Source organism: Streptomyces sp. NPDC023527 (assembly GCF_055560115.1).
The window spans coordinates 343,154-360,380 of record NZ_JBVHJJ010000002.1; the positions used below are offsets into that span (position 1 = coordinate 343,154).

A 17,227-nucleotide genomic window follows, 5' to 3' on the forward strand; every position below is an offset into this window, starting at 1 on the left:
CGTGAAGCGGTCATGGGCATCGCCGCAGCTCAGGAGGTGTAGAGCAAACGGACTACACCAGCCGCCCCAGGACCGGCCGGTCCCTCCCCCCGAGAGTGAACGCTGAATGAGCGTCAGCCGGCGAGGGGACGAGTGCTGTATGTCCGTTCGCAATCGCCAAGATCGATGTGAGGTGATCGGCGGCGGCCGTTGCGGCCGTGTTCACGCCCAGGTCACCCGAACTGCCAACGATCCTCAGTGACGGCCCGCAGCCCGCCAGGACCGCACCGCACCACCGCCGCCAGCTCGCCCTTCGCGTTCGCACTCGGGGAGACCGCTATGTATCGCAGATCTGACAGATCCGCCGCCGGCGTCGACCGCCGTACGTTCCTCGCCGCGGCCGGTGCCGTGACCACCGCCGCCGGCATCGGGCTGGCCCTGGGGTCGGACCGCCCCGCGACCGCCGCCGGCCCCGAGGACGTCAACGCCGCCGCGGCCACCACCGGAACGCCCACGGCCGCCGGCACCACCCTCGCCACCGTCGCCGCGCCCCGCGGCACCGGCGGCTACCGCCGCCTGGGCGAGGGCCCCGGCTGGCCCCGGCTCGTACGCTCCGAGCTCGCCGGGGCCAAGGACGGCCGCGAGCACCGGCGCACCACCCTCGCCTCCTTCGTGCAGTTCACCGACCTGCACCTGACGGACGTGCAGCACCCGCTGCGGTACGAGTTCTTCCGCGCCGGCACCCCCGGGGCCTGGCGCCCCCACGAGGCGCTCACCATGCCCGGTGTGGTCTCCCTGGTCGAGCGCGTCAACAAGCTCCGCCGCGGCCCCGCCACCGGCGCCCCGCTCGGCTTCGCCATCACCACCGGCGACAACGGCGACGAGAACGCCAAGATCGAGGTCGAGTGGTTCCTGACCGCCCTCAGCGGTGGCCGGCTGGACCCCAACACCGGCGACCCGCGCCACTACGAGGGCGTGCAGAACAGCGGACTCCCGCTCTACTGGCACCCCGAGAGCACCCTGCGCGACAACGACAAGCAGGTCGGCTACCCGCGCATCGACGGCTATCTCTCCGCCGCCGTCCGCGGGGTCAACAGCCCCGGCCTGAACATCCCCTGGTACTCCACCTTCGGCAACCACGACCTGCTCTCCGGCGGCTGCTACCCCGCCGCCGGAACCTTCATCCAGGACGCCGCCGTAGGAAACAAGAAGCTCCAGATCATCTCCGCCGCCGAGGCCAAGTGGCTCATGGAGGGCGAGGCCAAGGGCGTCGACCCCAAGGGCGAGCGCATCCGCGACCTGCTGAAGGCCCACCAGAAGGAGATGCGCACGGTCACCCCCGACCCGCGCCGCGTCCCGCTGACCGCCCGCCAGTACGTCGCCGCCCACCTCGACCCGCGCCACAAGGGCCGCGGCCCGGTCGGCCACGGCTACACCCGCGACAACCTCGACTCGGGCGACCTCTTCTACTCCTTCCACGTCTCCGACCACGTCATCGGCATCAGCCTCGACACGACCGACCCCGGCGGGCACTACCAGGGCTCGCTCGGCACCGGCCAACTGCGGTGGCTGGAACGGACGCTGAAGCAGTACAAGGACAAGTACGCGCTCATCTTCAGCCACCACCCCAGCTGGAGCATGGACAACCTCACCCCCGACCCGGCCCGCCCCGGCGAGGACCGGCACCACGGCGGCGAGCTGATCTCCGTCCTCCAGCGCCACAACAACGTCCTGGCCTGGATCAACGGCCACAGCCACCGCAACCGCATCCGCCCGCGCGGCACCTTCTGGGAGATCGCCACCGCCTCCCACGTCGACTACCCGCAGCTGGCCCGCGTCATCGAGGTCGCCGACAACGGCGACGGGACGGTCTCGCTCTTCACCACGCTCATCGAGTCCGCCGCCCCCTACCGCACCGACTTCCGCGACCTGTCCCAGACCGGCCTCGCCTCCCTCTACCGCGAGCTGGCCTTCAACGCGCCGGGCGCCGACACCTCGCTCGCCGGCGCGCCCACCGACCGCAACACCGAGCTGCTGCTCCCCAGGCGCTGACGCCCGGGGCCCTCGGAACACGGCGGGTCATCCGGGCAGGACGAGTCATCCGGGCAGGACGATCAGATACGCGGCCGGGTCGCGGTCGACCGACGCCATCAGGGCGGTACGGACCACCGCGGCCTGCTGCTCGGGCGCCTCGCCCAGCCTCTTCGGCGTGACGTGCACGACCGTGACGCCGAGCCGCTCCAAGTGCTCCCGCTTCCCCGGCTGTTCGGACCACAGCGCCTCGTCCGCCGCGTCCCGCTGCCGCGGCATCCGCGCGTCGATCTCCAGCGCCACGCTGTGCTCCGGCCAGAACGCGTCCACCCGCCCCAGGTGAAGACCGCCGGGCAGCCTCAGGTCCACGTTCCACAGCGGCGCGGGCAGCCGGTGGTCGCGCACCAGGTCGTAGAGCCTGCCCTCGGCGACGGCCCGGCCCTCGGCGAGCAGGGCCTCGACGGCGTCCATCACATGCGCCCGCCCCAGCAGCCGGGCACGCGTCAACTCCCGGACGATCGCGCCCGCTTCGCAGTGGCCGCCGCGCACCGCCTCGCTCAGCAGCCGGCGCACCGTGGCCGCGTCGGTCAGCCGCGAGACCGCGTCGGCGACGGCCCGGGGGACCGGCGCGACCGGGACGCCGGTCACGGTCCGCGCGCTCGGCAGGGCCTGCGCCCGTACGAGCCGTACGAACCCGGTCGTCCGCAGTCGGCGGGTGCGCGGCACGAGCACGTCGATGCGGTCGAGGGAGAGCAGCGGGGGCACGGACGTGAAGCGGTACAGGGCCAGCGCCGCCGCCCCCGTGATCATGGCCTCGCCGTACGGACCCGCGGCCGCCGCCCGGGCGGCGGCGGTGGTCGCGCCCGGTCCCGCCTGGGTGGGCGGGCCCTGGGTGCGCGGCACGGTGTACAGCAGCGCGGCGTGCAGCCGCTCCTCGCTGGTGGCCGGGCCGGTGCGGAGCAGGAAGACGCCGGGGAGGAGCTGTTGCCAGGGGCCGCCGGGGCGGCAGCGTTCGTTCACGGCCGCCCCCGGCACGCCGTGCTCACGCAATTGACGAGAGGTCAGGACCCGGTGCCGGACATCGGAAAGGTGGTGCAGGGGGCGCGGAGAGAGCGGGGGGAGGGGAGTGTCGGGATTCATGCCCCGGCCATTCCCGTCTGCCGACCGCCCACTAACCCCTGTTACAGGCCCGTAGGCAAATGCGGACAACTCTGTCCTAAAGTACGGGCGTTCGAGTGCCGAAAAGGGTCGGCACCGGCCGGCGAGGGGGGCGCTCCTCGCCGGCCGTGCGCCGTCAGCTCTCGCCGTACGCCGCCACGTCGCACGCCTGGGCCCGCAGCGCCCGCGCGAGGTCGTCGCGGGACTCCAGCACCAGCCGCCGCAGCGCCGGCGCGGCGTCCGCGTGGGCCGTGAGCCACGCGTCTGTCGCGTCCAGCGTCCGCCGGTCGTCCTGGAGCATCGGGAACAGGCCCCGGACCACGGCCATGCCGATCTCGATGGACCGCTCCCGCCAGATCCGCTCGATCACCTCGAAGTAGCGCGGCGCGTACGGGGCGAGCAGCTCGCGCTGGCCCGGCTGGTCGAAGCCCGAGATGGTCGCCTCGGCGAGGGCGTTGGAGAGGTCGTCGGAGTCCACGACCGCCGCCCACGCCTCCGCCTTGACCTCGGCGGACGGCCGCGAGGCCAGGCAGCGCACCTGGTGGCGCCTGCCGGAGGCGGTGTTGTCCCGGCCGAGCTCGGCCGTGATCGCGGACTCGTCGGCCGCGCCGCGCGCGGCCAGCGTCCCCAGGAACGTCCAGCGCAGCTCCTGGTCGACCTCCAGCCCGTCGATCTTCCCGGTGCCGTCCAGGAGCCCGTGCAGCAGCTGGAGGTCGGACTCGGTGGTGGCGAGCTGGGCGAAGAAGCGCGTCCACGCCAGCTGGTGGCCGCTGCCCGGCTCGGCCAGCCGCAGCTCGCTCAGCGCGCTGTCGGCCAGGGACCGGCCGCCGCGCGCCCGCCACTGGGGGGCCGCGTAGTGCACCAGGGCGGTCTGCGCCCATGCCTGCACCATCTGCAGGACACCGATCTCGGTCTCGGCCCCCGCGAACCTCTCGACCAGGGCCAGGAAGTCGCGGGCCGGCATCAGCCCGTCGCGGGTGAGGTTCCACAGCGCGGACCAGCACAGCGCCCGGGCGAGCGGGTCGGTGAGGTCGCCGAGGTGCTTGCGCAGGGTGGCCAGCGAACCCTCGTCGAAGCGGATCTTGCAGTACGTGAGGTCGTCGTCGTTGACCAGGATCAGCTCGGGCCGGTCCGCCCCGGCGAGCTCCGTCACGACCGTTCGCGGCCCGGCGACGTCCACCTCGGCGCGGGCGTAGCGCACCAGCGCGCCGTCGTCGTCGCGGCGGTAGAGGCCGACGGCCACCCGGTGCGGGCGCAGCTCGGGGTGGGAGGCGGCCGCCTCCTGGAGGATCGCCAGCTCCGTGATCCGGTCGGCGGCGTCGTAGGTCGCCATCGGGGTGAGCGCGTTGACCCCGGCCGTCTGCAGCCAGGCCCGCGACCAGGCGGCCATGTCCCGGCCGGAGGTCTCCTCCAGCACCGCCAGCAGGTCGGCCAGGCGGGTGTTGCCGAAGGCGTGGCGCTTGAAGTAGCGCCGGGCGCCTTCGAGGAAGGCGTCCCGCCCCACATAGGCGACGAGCTGCTTGAGGACCGAGGCGCCCTTGGCGTAGGTGATGCCGTCGAAGTTGAGCTTGGCGTCCTCCAGGTCACGGATGTCCGCGGTGACCGGGTGGGTGGAGGGCAGCTGGTCGGCGCGGTACGCCCAGGACTTGCGCTGGTTGGCGAAGGTGATCCAGCCGTTCTTGAAGCGCGTCGCCTCCACCAGCGAGAACGCGCCCATGAAGTCGGCGAACGACTCCTTGAGCCACAGGTCGTCCCACCACTCCATGGTCACCAGGTCGCCGAACCACATGTGCGCCATCTCGTGCAGGATGACGTTGGCCCGCCGCTCGTACGACGACTGCGTGACCTTGCCGCGGAAGACGAACTCCTCCCGGAAGGTGACGCACCCCGGGTTCTCCATCGCGCCGATGTTGTACTCCGGCACGAACGCCTGGTCGTACTTCCCGAAGGGGTAGGGGTAGTCGAAGTTGTCGTGGAAGAAGTCCAGGCCCTGCTTGGTGACGGTGAAGATGTCCTCGGCGTCGAAGTGCCGCGCCAGACCCTTGCGGCACAGCGCGCCCAGCGGGATCTCCAGCACCGTGCCGTCGTCGAGCGTGCGGCGGTAGTGGTCGCGTACGACGTGGTACGGACCGGCGACGACGGCCGTGATGTACGTGGAGATCCGCTCGGTCGGCAGGAAGCGCCAGGTGGCGCCGTCGGCGTCGGCCGGCTCCGGCTCGCCGGTCCGCTCGGCGTTGCTGAGCACCGTCCAGCCGGCGGGCGCGGTCACCGTGAAGGTGAAGGACGCCTTCAGGTCCGGCTGCTCGAAGTTCGCGAAGACGCGGCGGGCGTCGGCGGGCTCGTACTGCGTGTAGAGGTAGACCTCGCCGTCCTCCGGGTCGACGAAGCGGTGCATGCCCTCGCCGGTGCGGCTGTACGCGCACTGGGCGTCCACGACCAGGACGTTCTCGGCGTCCAGAGCGTCGAGCGCGATCCGCGATCCGTCGAAGACGGCCCCGGGGTCGAGCTCCTTGCCGTTCAGGGTCACGGAGGTCACCGACGGCGCCACCAGGTCCGCGAAGGTCGCGGCGCCCGGCTCGGCACAGCGGAAGCGGATCGTGGTGACCGACCGGAACGTACGGGGCCGGTCGCCCGCGCCGACCGCGGACCGCAGGTCGAGCGCCACCTCATAGGCGTCCACGGCCAACAGCCGGGCCCGTCCGCGGGCCTCCTCACGGGTCAGGTTCTCACCGGGCACGAAGCGACTCCCTCGGCTTTGTCTCGTATCTCGGACACATCAGGAATCATGGCACGGGGCGAGTGTGTTGAATCATCCACTGACCGCCTCGTAGAGGAGACCCGCATGACCGCCACCGAGAAGACCGTCGCCGACTTCTGGTTCGACCCCCTGTGCCCGTGGGCCTGGATGACCTCGCGCTGGATGCTGGAGGTCGAGAAGGTCCGCCCGGTCGAGGTCCGCTGGCACGTCATGAGCCTCGCCGTGCTGAACGAGAACAAGCTGGACCAGCTGCCCGAGGAGTACCGCGAGATGCTGCGGACCGAGGCGTGGGGCCCGGTGCGGGTGTGCGTCGCCGCGGCGCTCAAGCACGGCCCGGACGTCCTCGGCCCGCTCTACACCGCGCTCGGCACCCGCTTCCACAACCAGGGTCTGCCGCGCGACCACGACACGATCGTCGCCGCGCTGGAGGAGGTCGGCCTCCCCGTGGAGCTGGCCGACGCCGCCCGCTCCGACGCCTTCGACGCGGAGCTGCGCGCCTCCCACCAGGAGGGCATAGAGAAGGTCGGCGAGGACGTCGGCACGCCGGTCATCGCGGTGCCGGGCGCGGACGGGACGCAGATCGCCTTCTTCGGCCCGGTCGTCACCCCGGCGCCCAAGGGCGAGGCCGCGGCGAGACTGTGGGACGGCACGCTGCTGGTCGCGTCGACGCCGGGCTTCTACGAGATCAAGCGCACGCGTACGGCGGGGCCGATCTTCGACTGATCGTGCGTGTGTCCTCAAACGCCGGACGGGCTGGAAGTCAGCCCGTCCGGCGTTTGAGGACACCGGGGTCCAGGGGCGGAGCCCCGGTTCAGGGAAGGGGCGGGGTGGGGCAGATGCCGTCTGGACGCGCGCCGCGGCACAAGCTCCCTTAATGTCCCCCTATGGGCAGCACCGATCTCACCTGTCCGCTCGGCCGGAACGGCGGCCGAGCGGACGAGAGCCTGCCCGGCAAGGGGCCCCGTCACGCCGAGCTCCCCGCCCGCCCTCAAGACCTGCTCCTGCGAGCCGCCTGCCGCACCCTCCCACCCATGTGCACCGCCCTCCGCCTGCGGCAAGCAGCCGGCATCCTGCGGCACTACCTGCGCGGCACCGGCGCGCCCTACCGCGTGGACGCCGCCGAACTGCTCGCTCTGAAGGGCGTGCGCCGCGCGGCGGAGGAGCAGCTGGACCGCTGGCGGGCCGAGGCGCTCGAACACTGGCGCCCGGGCCCCCGTACGCCCGCCGCCTACCCCGCCGACAGCGGCTGGCGCGGCGTGTCGCTGCCCCGGCGGGGGAGTGCGGACTGGTGGCTCGCCCTGCGCGGGGTCGAATACCGGCTGACCGGCACGGTCCGGGTGGACGCGGACGGCGGCACGGCCGCCGACTACCGCTTTGCCGTGCACAAGAACTGGAACTGTGCGGAGAGGGAATCCGAATACGGGATTCCGTTCGCCGTGTTCGCCCGTCTCCACGAGAGGGGCCTCGCCCGGGAATTCACCGTCACGGGAGAGGCGTTCGGGCACGTCTGACGGGACTCTGATGGGATAGGGAGAGGCCCCCGCGCGAGTCGACCGCGCGGGGGCCTTCCGTCGCCTGCCACGTGAAGGGTGAGAAGACGATCACGAGCAGGCAGCTCAGGGGGTGAAAAGGGGCGTTACGGCACCAGCAGGAGGTTGCCCCGCTCCTTGGCCGCCGTGAAGCGCCGGGCGACGTCCTGCCAGTTGACGACCTGCCACATCGCCTCGATGAAGTCCACCTTCTGGTTCTTGTACTGAAGGTAGAACGCGTGCTCCCAGGCGTCGAAGACCAGGATCGGGACCGAGCCCTGGCCGACGTTGCCCTGGTGGTCGTAGACCTGCTCGACGATCAGCCGGCCGCTGATCGGCTCGTAGGCCAGGACGCCCCAGCCGGAGCCCTGGGTGGTGGCCGACGCCTTGGTCAGCTGGGCCTTGAACTTCGCGAAGGAGCCGAAGGACTCGGCGATGGCGTCCGCCAGCTCGCCCACGCCGTCCTTGTCGAGGGGCTCGCCGCCACCGTCACCGGTCATGTTCTGCCAGTAGATGCTGTGCAGGATGTGGCCCGAGAGGTGGAAGGCCAGGTTCTTCTCCAGGCCGTTGATCGCGCCCCACTGGTCCTTGTCGCGGGCCTCGGCGAGCTGCTCCAGCGTGTCGTTGGCGCCCTTGACGTACGCGGCGTGGTGCTTGTCGTGGTGCAGCTCGATGATCTTCGCATCGATGACCGGCTGCAGAGCCGCGTAATCGTAGGGGAGTTCAGGAAGTGTGTAGATGGCCATGCCGAGCCCTCCGACTGCTTATTGCAATTAACTTGCAGGTAGACGCTACCAGCAAGAGCTTCTGATAAGCGGTCATGGGGGCCGTATGTGACGAGCCTCGGACCAAAGACCGAGGCGGGGTAGGTCCTGAAGATCAGGACCTACCCCGCCTCGGTGGGGGGTGTGATGGTGGTGCGTCAGTTCTGGACGCCGCCCTTGGCGGCCACCAGGCGCTGGCGTACGTAACCGGTGAGCGCGAGCGCGCCCGTGAGTCCGGCGGTGAAGTACAGCTGGACCCGGGTGTCCTCCTCGCGCAGCATCAGCGCGAGCACACCGACGATCGCGGCGAGCGCCACCCACGTCAGGCCCGGGAAGAGCCACATCCGCACGACCAGCTTCTCCGGGGCCTCGGCCTCCAGCCGGCGCCGCATCCGCAGCTGGGTGACGGCGATGAAGCCCCACACGACCAGGATCGCGGCACCGGTCATGTACAGCAGCCACTTGAAGACGGTGTCGGGCCACCAGTAGCTCAGCAGCACCGCGAAGAAGCCGAAGGCGGAGGAGGCCAGCACGGTCAGGCGCGGCACCCCGCCGTAGGTCCGGGCCAGGAAGCGCGGGCCCTCGCCGCGCATGACCAGGGAGTGCGACATGCGGGAGGCGCCGTAGATGTTGGCGTTCATCGCGGAGAGCAGGGCGATCAGCACGATGACGTTCATGATCTGCCCGGCGGCCGGGATGTCGAGGTACTTCAGCACCGCGACGTAGGGGCCGTCGGTGAGGATCGACTTGTCGTTCCAGGGGATCACCGTGACGACGACGAGCATCGAGCCGACGTAGAAGAGGGCGATGCGCCACATCGCCGTGCGGACCGCCTGGGCGACGCCCTTGACCGGGTGCTCGGACTCGGCCGCGGCGATCGTCACGGTCTCCAGGCCGCCGTAGGCGAAGACCGAGGCCAGCAGGCCGGCCGCCAGGCCGTTGAGGCCGTTGGGCACGAAGCCGCCGTGGCCGCTGAGGTTGTCGCCGCCCGGCGCCGCGGTGCCCGGCAGCATGCCCAGGACCGCCAGCACGCCCAGCACCAGGAAGACGCCGATCGCGGCGACCTTCAGGGTGGCGAACCAGAACTCGAACTCACCGAAGTTGCCGACCGCCGCCAGGTTCGTGGCGCAGAAGATCGCCATGAAGAGCAGGACCCACATCCAGGAGGATGTCGCGGGGAACCACGAGACCATGATGGCCGCGGCGCCGATCGCCTCCACGGCGATGCCCACGCAGAGCTCCACCCAGAACATCCAGCCGGCGGTGAAGCCCGCCCAGGGGCCTATCGCCCGCTCGGCGTGGACCGAGAAGGTGCCCGAGGCGGGATTGGCCGCCGACATCTCGCCCAGCATGCGCATCACGAGCATCACCAGCAGCCCGGATACCGCATACGCGAGGACGATCGCCGGACCCGCGGCGGCGATGCCCGCGCCGGAGCCGACGAAGAGACCGGCGCCGATCACACCACCGAGGGCGATCATCGACAGATGGCGCTGCTTGAGGCCGTGCGACAGATCCGTGCCGCCCGGCGCCTGGTCGGTGACCTCGTCGCGCGGTGGCGCGGAGGTCGCAGGTGTCCGAGTCATGATCGTGTGTGTCCCGTGGGGTGAGAGCGGAAAAGTTGCCTCAGTGTGGGGGTCATGTTCGCTCAGGACAACACTTCTGACGCAGCTGTCCGATATTCAGACGGCGGGGTTACTGTGCGTACCTGACATCTCGCCAGAAAGAGGCTTTTCCGCGGGGTTTTCGCCGTCCGGTCAGCGGACGCGACGCAGCCGGAGCTCGCGCAGCCAGGCCACGACGAGCACCGCGCCGGTCGCCGCGCCCGACCACAGCAGCTGCGGACGCGCGCCCTCGTCGGTGGCCATCAGCACCAGCACACCGGCCATCGCGGCCAGAGCGACCCAGGTCAGATAGGGGAAGGCCCACATCTTCAGGGCCAGCCGCTCCGGCATCTCCCGCTCGATCCGGGGCCGCAGACGCAGCTGCGAGGCGGCGATCAGGCCCCAGACGAAGAGCAATACCGCACCGACGGCGTTCAGCAAATAGTGGAAGATCGAATCCGGCCACTTCAGGTTCAGTACCACCGAGGCGAAACCGAAGGCCACCGAGGCCAGCACGGCCCGGCGCGGCACCCCGCCACCGGAGACCTTCAGCAGCGACCGCGGCGCCTCGCCGCGCTCCGCCAGCGAGAAGACCATCCGCGACGAGCCGTAGAGGTTGGCGTTCAGCGCGGACAGCAGCGCCACGAACACCACGATGTTCATGATCTGCCCGGCCCCGGGCACCCCGACGTGGTCCAGCACCGCCACGTACGGGCTCTTGCCCGGCTGCATGGACGACCACGGCAGCAGGGTCACGATGACCAGCATCGAGCCCACGTAGAAGAAGAGGATGCGCCACACGGCGCTGCGCACCGCCCGGCCGACCGCGCGCGCCGGGTCGTCGGACTCGGCGGCCGCGATCGTGACGACCTCCAGGCCGCCGAAGGCGAAGACGACGGCGAGGACGCCGGAGATCACACCGCTCCAGCCGTTCGGCAGGAAGCCGCCTTCGCCGGTGAGGTTGTCGAGGCCCACGGCGTCCGTGTCCGGCAGCACACCGAAGATCGCCAGCAGGCTCAGGCCCAGGAAGAGGACGATCGCGCCGACCTTGAGCGCCGCGAACCAGAACTCGAACTCGCCGAAGTTCTTCACCGCGGTGAGGTTGGCGGTGGTGAAGACCACCATGAAGATCAGGACCCAGCCCCACTGCGGGACCGAGGGCACCCAGCCGTTCGCGATCTGCGCCGCGCCGGTGGCCTCCACGGCCAACACGACCACCAGTAGGAACCAGTAGAGCCAGCCCACCGTGAACCCGGCCCAGCGGCCCAGCGCCCGCTCCGCGTGCACCGAGAAGGCGCCCGAGGCGGGCATCGCCGAGGACATCTCGCCGAGCATCCGCATCACGAGCATCGCGAGCGCGCCCGCGATCAGATACGACACGATGATCCCGGGACCCGCCACGGCGATCCCGGCGCCGGAGCCGACGAACAGGCCGGCCCCGATCACTCCGCCCAGCCCCAGCATCGTCAGATGCCGCTGCTTGAGCCCGGCCGACAGGGGTTCCGGCTCGCCGGCGAGGGGCTCGGCGACAGACGATGCGTCGTGCATGGGCTTTGTACTCTCGGATCCGTGCGATGGGTCGCAGTCGCAAAGCAGACTGCGGCAATACCCCACACTCTCCCGGTCGGGCAGCCGACGCCAAGCTCCGCCGCTCCGTCGTGACCAGCATCACGTGCGGATGGGGAACGTTCGCGAACGGCATCTACGCGGCGGCGGAACTCTCCAAAGCCGCGCCCTCCGGCTTGTCGTCGCCGCCCGGTGCCCACGCGGCCACGCTCGGCTAACGTCACGGTGTCCTTGTCCTTGTTCACCACCGGAGTACCGATGGCCACCGCTGCCCCTGTCACCCGGACCGGTACGGTCCTCGCCGATCTGCTCCCCGCCTCCTCCGCCGGGCGCGCCCGCGTCCGCGACGCGGCGCTGGTCCTCGGCGGCGCGGCCCTCACCGGCCTCACCGCGCAGATCGCCGTCCCGGTCCCCGGCTCCCCGGTCCCGGTCAGCGGCCAGACCTTCGCCGCCCTCCTCGTCGGCACGGCCCTCGGCGCCCGCCGCGGCTTCCTCTCCCTCGCGCTGTACGCCGTGATCGGCATGGCCGGCGTGCCGTGGTTCGCCGAGGCCCGCTCCGGCGCGGCCTTCGCCTCCTTCGGCTACGTCCTGGGCATGATGCTCGCCGCCACCGTCGTCGGCGCCCTCGCCCGCCGCGGCGCCGACCGCTCGGCCCTGCGCACCGCGGGCGCGATGGCGCTCGGCTCCGCGATCATCTACGCGGTCGGCGTCCCCTACCTCGCGCTGTACGCCCACCTCTCGCTCACCGAGGCGGTCGCGGCGGGCCTGACGCCCTTCCTGATCGGCGACGCCCTCAAGGCGGCCCTGGCGATGGGCGCCCTCCCGGCGGCCTGGAAGCTGCTGGGGCGCCGGGGCTGAGTCCCCTCCACGCCTACGGGCCCGCACCCCTGACGTCGGGGGTGCGGGCCCGTTCTCGTACGGAAGGGCCGGGGCCCTCAGTGGCGGCCCTGCCTGCGGCTCGTCAGCCAGATGCCGGCGGCGCCGACGGCCAGCAGACCGGCCGCGAGCACGCCCGCCCAGACGACGCCGGTCGACGGGCCGGTACGGGGCAGCTCCTCCGGTCCGCTCTTGCTCGGGCTCGACGACGTCGTGCCACCGGTGGTCGCCGGTGCCCCGGCGCTCTTGTCCGGAGCGGTGGTGTGCGCACCGCTCGGGCTGCCGCCGGTGGTCCGGCTGGGCGCGGGCGACGTCGAGGATCCTCCGGTGCCGGCGGATCCGCCGGTGCTCGGGGACGCGGCCGGGCCGGACGGCACGTTCTTCGTGCCGAGCAGCAGCGGCGTGTCCGGCGCGTCGGAGCTCGTGTCTGTGGTGCCGAAATGCACGGGTCCCTGCTGCCACAGCAGCGTTTTGGTGTCGCCCAAAGTGACGGGCAGACAGATCTGACCGGTATTTCCGAGGTCGAAGCGGGCCGTCACGCGATACGTACGGCTCTGGCCCGCACCGAGTTTATCGATGGCGCATGCGAATCCACTGTTCGAACCCGGCGGCAACTGTCCGGCCGGCAGGGTGGCGCACCCCTCGACCGAGGTGACCTGCATTCCCTTGAAGCCGACGACACTCAGCTTGATCCCACCGGTCTCTTTGGTCCCGCCATTGCGGACCGTCGCGGTCAGAGCGGTGTTCCCCGTCTTTTTGTCCACGGATATCCTGCCGGGCAGTTCCGTGCTGATCTTGTACCCGGCAGGTGCGCTCGGACCCGGGCTGCCGCCCTGGCTGCTGCCCGGCGTCGGCTCGGCGGCGAACGCGCCGAATGGCAACAACAGCACCACCGACACCGCCGCGAGCACCACGGAACGCCTTCGCTGATTACTTCGGAACATTTTCGCTCCCCCCTATCTCCACTCCCTGCAGAGGTATTTGAATAGGTACCACAAGATTCCGATGTCCGAAGGGTGCGGAAGGGTGATTCCGCAATGGGGGCGGGCCTGGTGGGGAATTCGGGTGGAGAGATGCAGGGGCGACTGGTGGTGGGTCGCTACCGGCTGCTGGAATTGATCGGACGCGGCGGAATGGGGCGGGTGTGGCGCGCCACCGACGAGATTCTCGGCCGGCCGGTCGCGGCCAAGGAGATACGCATCGACGGCCTCGTCGGCGAGGGCAGCACCGTCCAGCGCGAGCGCAGTCTGCGCGAGGCGCGCGCCACCGCCCGGATCGACCACCGCAACGTCGTCCGCGTCTACGACGTCGCCGAGGAGGGCGACCGGCTGTGGATCGTGATGGAGCTGGTCGACGGCCGCTCCCTGGAGCAGGTGCTGGTGCACGACGGCCCCGTCGCACCCCGCGAGGCAGCCCGGATCGGGCTGGGGCTGGTGCGCGCCCTGCGCGAGGTGCACGCCGTCGGAGTACTGCACCGCGACATCAAGCCGGGCAACGTCCTGCTCACCACGCGCGGCCGGATCGTCCTCACCGACTTCGGCATCGCGGCGATGCAGGACGCGGCGGCGCTGACGATGGCGGGCACGCTGGTCGGCTCACCGGACTACATGGCCCCGGAACGCATCGGCGGCCAGGAGCAGGGCCCGCCGTCGGACCTGTGGTCGCTCGGCGCGACCCTGTGCGCGGCGGTCGCCGGCCAGTCACCGTTCAGCCGGGCGACGACCCTGGCCACGCTGCACGCCGTGCTGTACGAGCAGCCCGTCATCCCGGTGGTCGCGGGGCCGCTGCGGGAGCTGCTGGCCGCCCTGCTGCTCAAGGAACCGGGGCGGAGGCCCGCGCTCGACACCGTCGAGGAGCTCCTGGCCCACGTCGCCGAACCACCGCCGGAGCCGGTACCGCACCCGCCGACCGTACTGGCCCAGCCCCCGCCGCCCGCGCCCGAACAGCCCCCGCCGACGTGGCCGCCCTCGCCCGGGGAAGGGCCGGTCGGGGGCGGGGAGCGGCCACCAAGGCAGGGAGAAGGGGCACCAGGGCCCGGGGAACGGACCCCAGGGCCCGGCGAGGGGCCACCAGGGCCCGGAGAGGGCGCTCCCGCGGATCACACGCCCCCGCCCCGCCTTCCGCGCCGCAAGGCCGCGCTGCTCACCGCGGGCGCGGTCGTGGCGGTCTCGGTGCTGGCGGCCGCGCTCGTGCTCGCCCTCCAGGGGACGGGGGAGGAGGGCGCGGCGGGCGGTACGAGCCGCCCGCCCGGCAGCACGGCGTCGGCCGGCACCTCACCGGGCCGCTCTCAGGAGACGGTGGCCGAGGGCGCGCGCCGCACGGAGGACGGCTTCAGCTGGGCCCCGCCCGCGGGCTGGAACCGTACGCAGCAGAGCCCCAGCGACGTCACCTACACGTCGAAGGACGGCGCCATCGAGCTCTCGGCCAAGCAGGGCCGTACGACGGAGGACCTGTTCACGCACTGGGAGCGGTTCGAGAAGGACTTCCACGGCACCCCGGGCTACCGCAAGATCAAACTGGAGCGCACCACGTACTCCGGCGACCCGGCGGTCGTGTGGGAGTACGCGTTCCTCCAGGGCGGCCAGCCGCGCCACGGCCGCCAGCTCGGTTTCGAGAACGGAGGCCGGACGTACCAGCTGAGCGTCTGGTACGCCGACTCCGCACAGACCACCGCCCTCAGCGCGTACGAAACGGTCAAGGACTCGTTCCGCACGGGCTGAGGGCGGCGGGGTGGTGCTCGCGGGGACCGGTCAGCGCTTGGCGGCGGCCTTGCGGCGGCTGTCCAGGACGAGGCCGATGGCTATGACGATCACGCCGAGCAGCGTGGAGAGGAGGACCTGCTGACGGTTGTCACCGCCGTCGTAGACCATGTAGCCCAGCACGAAGGTGATCATGCCGATGGTGGCCCAGGTCAGGTACGGGAAGAGCCACATCTTCACGACGTGCCGCTCCGGCATCTCGCGCTGGATGATGCCGCGCATCTTCAGCTGCGTGAAGCAGATGACCAGCCACACGAAGAGGGCGACGGCACCGGAGGCGTTCAGCAGGAACTTGAAGACGGTGTCGGGCCACACGTAGTTGAAGATCACCGAGAGGAAGCCGAAGACGACCGAGCCCAGGATCGCGGCCCGCGGCACGCCGTTCTTGCTGACCTTGGCGAACGCGCTCGGCGCGTCGCCGCGCTGGCCGAGGGAGAAGGCCATGCGGGAGGCGGTGTAGAGGCCCGAGTTCAGGCAGGAGAGCACGGCGGTCAGCACGATGACGTTCATGATCTGGCCGGCGTGCGGGATGCCGATCGAGTCCAGGGCCGCGACGTAGCTGCCCTTGTCCGCGATCTCCTTGGAGTCCCACGGCAGCAGGCTGACCACGATGAAGATCGAGCCCAGGTAGAAGACGCCGATGCGCCAGATGACGCTGTTGGTGGCCTTGGTGACCGCGCGGCGCGGGTCCTCGGACTCGCCGGCGGCCAGGGTGACGATCTCGCTGCCCATGAAGGAGAAGACGACCATCAGGACACCGGTGAGGATCGCTCCGGGTCCGTTCGGCAGGAAACCGCCGTGGTCCGTGAGGTTGGCTATCCCCGCCGTGTCGTTGTCCGAGCCCGGCAGCACGCCGAAGACGGCCAGCATGCCGATGACCACGAACGCGCCGATCGCGACGACCTTGATGCCGGCGAACCAGAACTCGAATTCGCCGTAGGAGCTGACCGACGCCAGGTTGGTCGCGGTGAGCACCACCATGACGATCAGAGCCCAGCCCCACTGCGGCACCGCCGGGATCCAGCCCTCCAGGATCTTGGCACCGGCGGTGGCCTCGACCGCCAGCACCACGACCCAGAAGAACCAGTACAGCCAGCCGATGGAGAAGCCGGCCCAACGGCCCAGCGCCCGGTCCGCGTAGGAGGAGAAGGACCCGGAGGTCGGGTTGGCGGCGGCCATCTCACCGAGCATCCGCATCACGAAGACGACCATCGCGCCCACGAGTGCGTAGGAGATGAGGATGCCCGGGCCGGCCGCGGCGATGCCGGAGGCGGAGCCCACGAAGAGACCGGCACCGATCACGCCGCCGATGGCGATCATGGAGAGGTGGCGGTTCTTGAGACCGGCCTTGAGGCCGTCCTGGCCCGACGCGGCGCCCGTCTGGCCGGGGTCGCCGGAGGTCGACGCCTTTGTCATAGTCGGCGGTGTCGCGCTCATGGTGCACGTTCCTTAAGTTCTCGGGTTACGAGCCCCCGTATTAGAACTATTCGAAGGTGTGTTTAGGAAGGTCTGAATCCGTATCGTTGTGATCACCGGACGTCCGCCCGGATCCCCGCGAGCCCTGTGAACGGACCTCGCACCGACTCGTGCCACACTCGGACGCATGCGCGTGTACCTCGGCTCCGACCATGCCGGCTACGAACTCAAGAACCACCTCGTCGAGTGGCTCAAGGCCCACGGCCACGACCCCGTCGACTGCGGCCCGCACATCTATGACGCCCAGGACGACTACCCCCCGTTCTGCCTCCGCGCCGCGGAGAAGACCGCCGCCGACCCCGACAGCCTCGGCATCGTGATCGGCGGCTCCGGCAACGGCGAGCAGATCGCCGCGAACAAGGTCAAGGGCGTACGGGCCGCCCTGGCCTGGAGCGAGCAGACCGCCGCGCTCGGGCGTGAGCACAACAACGCCAACGTGATCAGCGTCGGCGGCCGGATGCACACCCAGGAGGAGGCGACGAAGTTCGTCGAGATCTTCCTCTCCACGCCGTACTCGGGTGAGGAGCGCCACACGCGGCGCATCGACATGCTCAGCCGGTACGAGGAGACGGGCGAGCTCCCGGAAATCCCGGCGCACCACCCGCAGGTCTGACCCTTTTGCCCTCGATCGCCGGACGGGCTCGATCAAGCCTCGCGCAATCAGCCCGTCCGGGCGACCAATCCAGCCCGTCCGGCGTTTGAGGACCGGGGTCCGGGGCGGAGCCCC

General features: G+C 70.9%; 13 protein-coding genes. 6 read left to right on the forward strand and 7 right to left on the reverse strand.

What is annotated here, in order from left to right; translation table 11 throughout:
* The first annotated feature begins 318 nt into the window (after positions 1–318).
* Positions 319–2,031: a TIGR03767 family metallophosphoesterase gene (locus ACZ303_RS05040; protein WP_467335142.1), complete on the forward strand. Its 1,713-nt coding sequence runs from the start codon at positions 319–321 to the stop codon at positions 2,029–2,031.
* 45 nt (positions 2,032–2,076) lie between these two features.
* Here the strand turns inward: ACZ303_RS05040 and ACZ303_RS05045 are convergent, their stop codons facing one another.
* Positions 2,077–3,150: a hypothetical protein gene (locus ACZ303_RS05045; RefSeq protein WP_467335144.1), complete on the reverse strand. Its 1,074-nt coding sequence runs from the start codon at positions 3,148–3,150 to the stop codon at positions 2,077–2,079.
* 154 nt (positions 3,151–3,304) lie between these two features.
* On the reverse strand, positions 3,305–5,905 hold the full coding sequence (pepN, locus tag ACZ303_RS05050) for an aminopeptidase N (protein WP_467335146.1): 2,601 nt from the start codon (positions 5,903–5,905) through the stop codon (positions 3,305–3,307).
* 105 nt (positions 5,906–6,010) lie between these two features.
* On the opposite strand from pepN, the gene ACZ303_RS05055 reads away from it, so the two are divergent.
* Both ACZ303_RS05055 and ACZ303_RS05060 read left to right on the forward strand, forming a co-directional pair.
* Positions 6,011–6,649, forward strand: a complete 639-nt coding sequence (locus tag ACZ303_RS05055; protein ID WP_467335148.1) for a mycothiol-dependent nitroreductase Rv2466c family protein — start codon at positions 6,011–6,013, stop codon at positions 6,647–6,649.
* A gap of 161 nt (positions 6,650–6,810) precedes the next feature.
* Positions 6,811–7,437 carry a hypothetical protein gene (locus ACZ303_RS05060; RefSeq protein WP_467335150.1) on the forward strand — a complete coding sequence of 209 codons (627 nt, stop codon included), beginning with the start codon at positions 6,811–6,813 and terminating at the stop codon, positions 7,435–7,437.
* Positions 7,438–7,562: 125 nt separating this feature from the next.
* On the opposite strand, the gene ACZ303_RS05065 is transcribed toward ACZ303_RS05060, so the two are convergent.
* The 3 genes from ACZ303_RS05065 to ACZ303_RS05075 all read right to left on the reverse strand — a co-directional run bounded on the left by ACZ303_RS05065 (position 7,563) and on the right by ACZ303_RS05075 (position 11,371).
* Positions 7,563–8,201 (reverse strand): superoxide dismutase, encoded by a 639-nt coding sequence (locus tag ACZ303_RS05065; protein ID WP_467335152.1) that lies wholly within the window; start codon positions 8,199–8,201, stop codon positions 7,563–7,565.
* Positions 8,202–8,377: 176 nt separating this feature from the next.
* Positions 8,378–9,805, reverse strand: coding sequence for an amino acid permease (locus tag ACZ303_RS05070; RefSeq protein WP_467335154.1), 1,428 nt, complete (start codon positions 9,803–9,805; stop codon positions 8,378–8,380).
* A 171-nt stretch (positions 9,806–9,976) separates the two neighbouring features.
* Entirely contained in the window at positions 9,977–11,371 is a 1,395-nt protein-coding gene (locus ACZ303_RS05075; RefSeq protein ID WP_467335156.1) for an amino acid permease, read from the reverse strand.
* A 276-nt stretch (positions 11,372–11,647) separates the two neighbouring features.
* Here ACZ303_RS05075 and ACZ303_RS05080 point away from each other — a divergent pair, with 276 nt between their 5' ends.
* Complete coding sequence (locus ACZ303_RS05080) at positions 11,648–12,247, forward strand: biotin transporter BioY (RefSeq protein ID WP_467335158.1); 600 nt, start codon at positions 11,648–11,650, stop codon at positions 12,245–12,247.
* Between the two features lie 77 nt (positions 12,248–12,324).
* Here ACZ303_RS05080 and ACZ303_RS05085 read toward each other — a convergent pair whose 3' ends face one another.
* Positions 12,325–13,179: an LPXTG cell wall anchor domain-containing protein gene (locus tag ACZ303_RS05085; RefSeq protein WP_467335160.1), complete on the reverse strand. Its 855-nt coding sequence runs from the start codon at positions 13,177–13,179 to the stop codon at positions 12,325–12,327.
* A gap of 159 nt (positions 13,180–13,338) precedes the next feature.
* Here ACZ303_RS05085 and ACZ303_RS05090 point away from each other — a divergent pair, with 159 nt between their 5' ends.
* Positions 13,339–14,985: a protein kinase domain-containing protein gene (locus ACZ303_RS05090; protein WP_467335162.1), complete on the forward strand. Its 1,647-nt coding sequence runs from the start codon at positions 13,339–13,341 to the stop codon at positions 14,983–14,985.
* Between the two features lie 30 nt (positions 14,986–15,015).
* On the opposite strand, the gene ACZ303_RS05095 is transcribed toward ACZ303_RS05090, so the two are convergent.
* Entirely contained in the window at positions 15,016–16,344 is a 1,329-nt protein-coding gene (locus ACZ303_RS05095) for an amino acid permease (RefSeq protein ID WP_467335799.1), read from the reverse strand.
* A gap of 283 nt (positions 16,345–16,627) precedes the next feature.
* On the opposite strand from ACZ303_RS05095, the gene ACZ303_RS05100 reads away from it, so the two are divergent.
* Positions 16,628–17,113: a ribose-5-phosphate isomerase gene (locus ACZ303_RS05100; protein WP_467335164.1), complete on the forward strand. Its 486-nt coding sequence runs from the start codon at positions 16,628–16,630 to the stop codon at positions 17,111–17,113.
* Positions 17,114–17,227 lie beyond the last annotated feature (114 nt).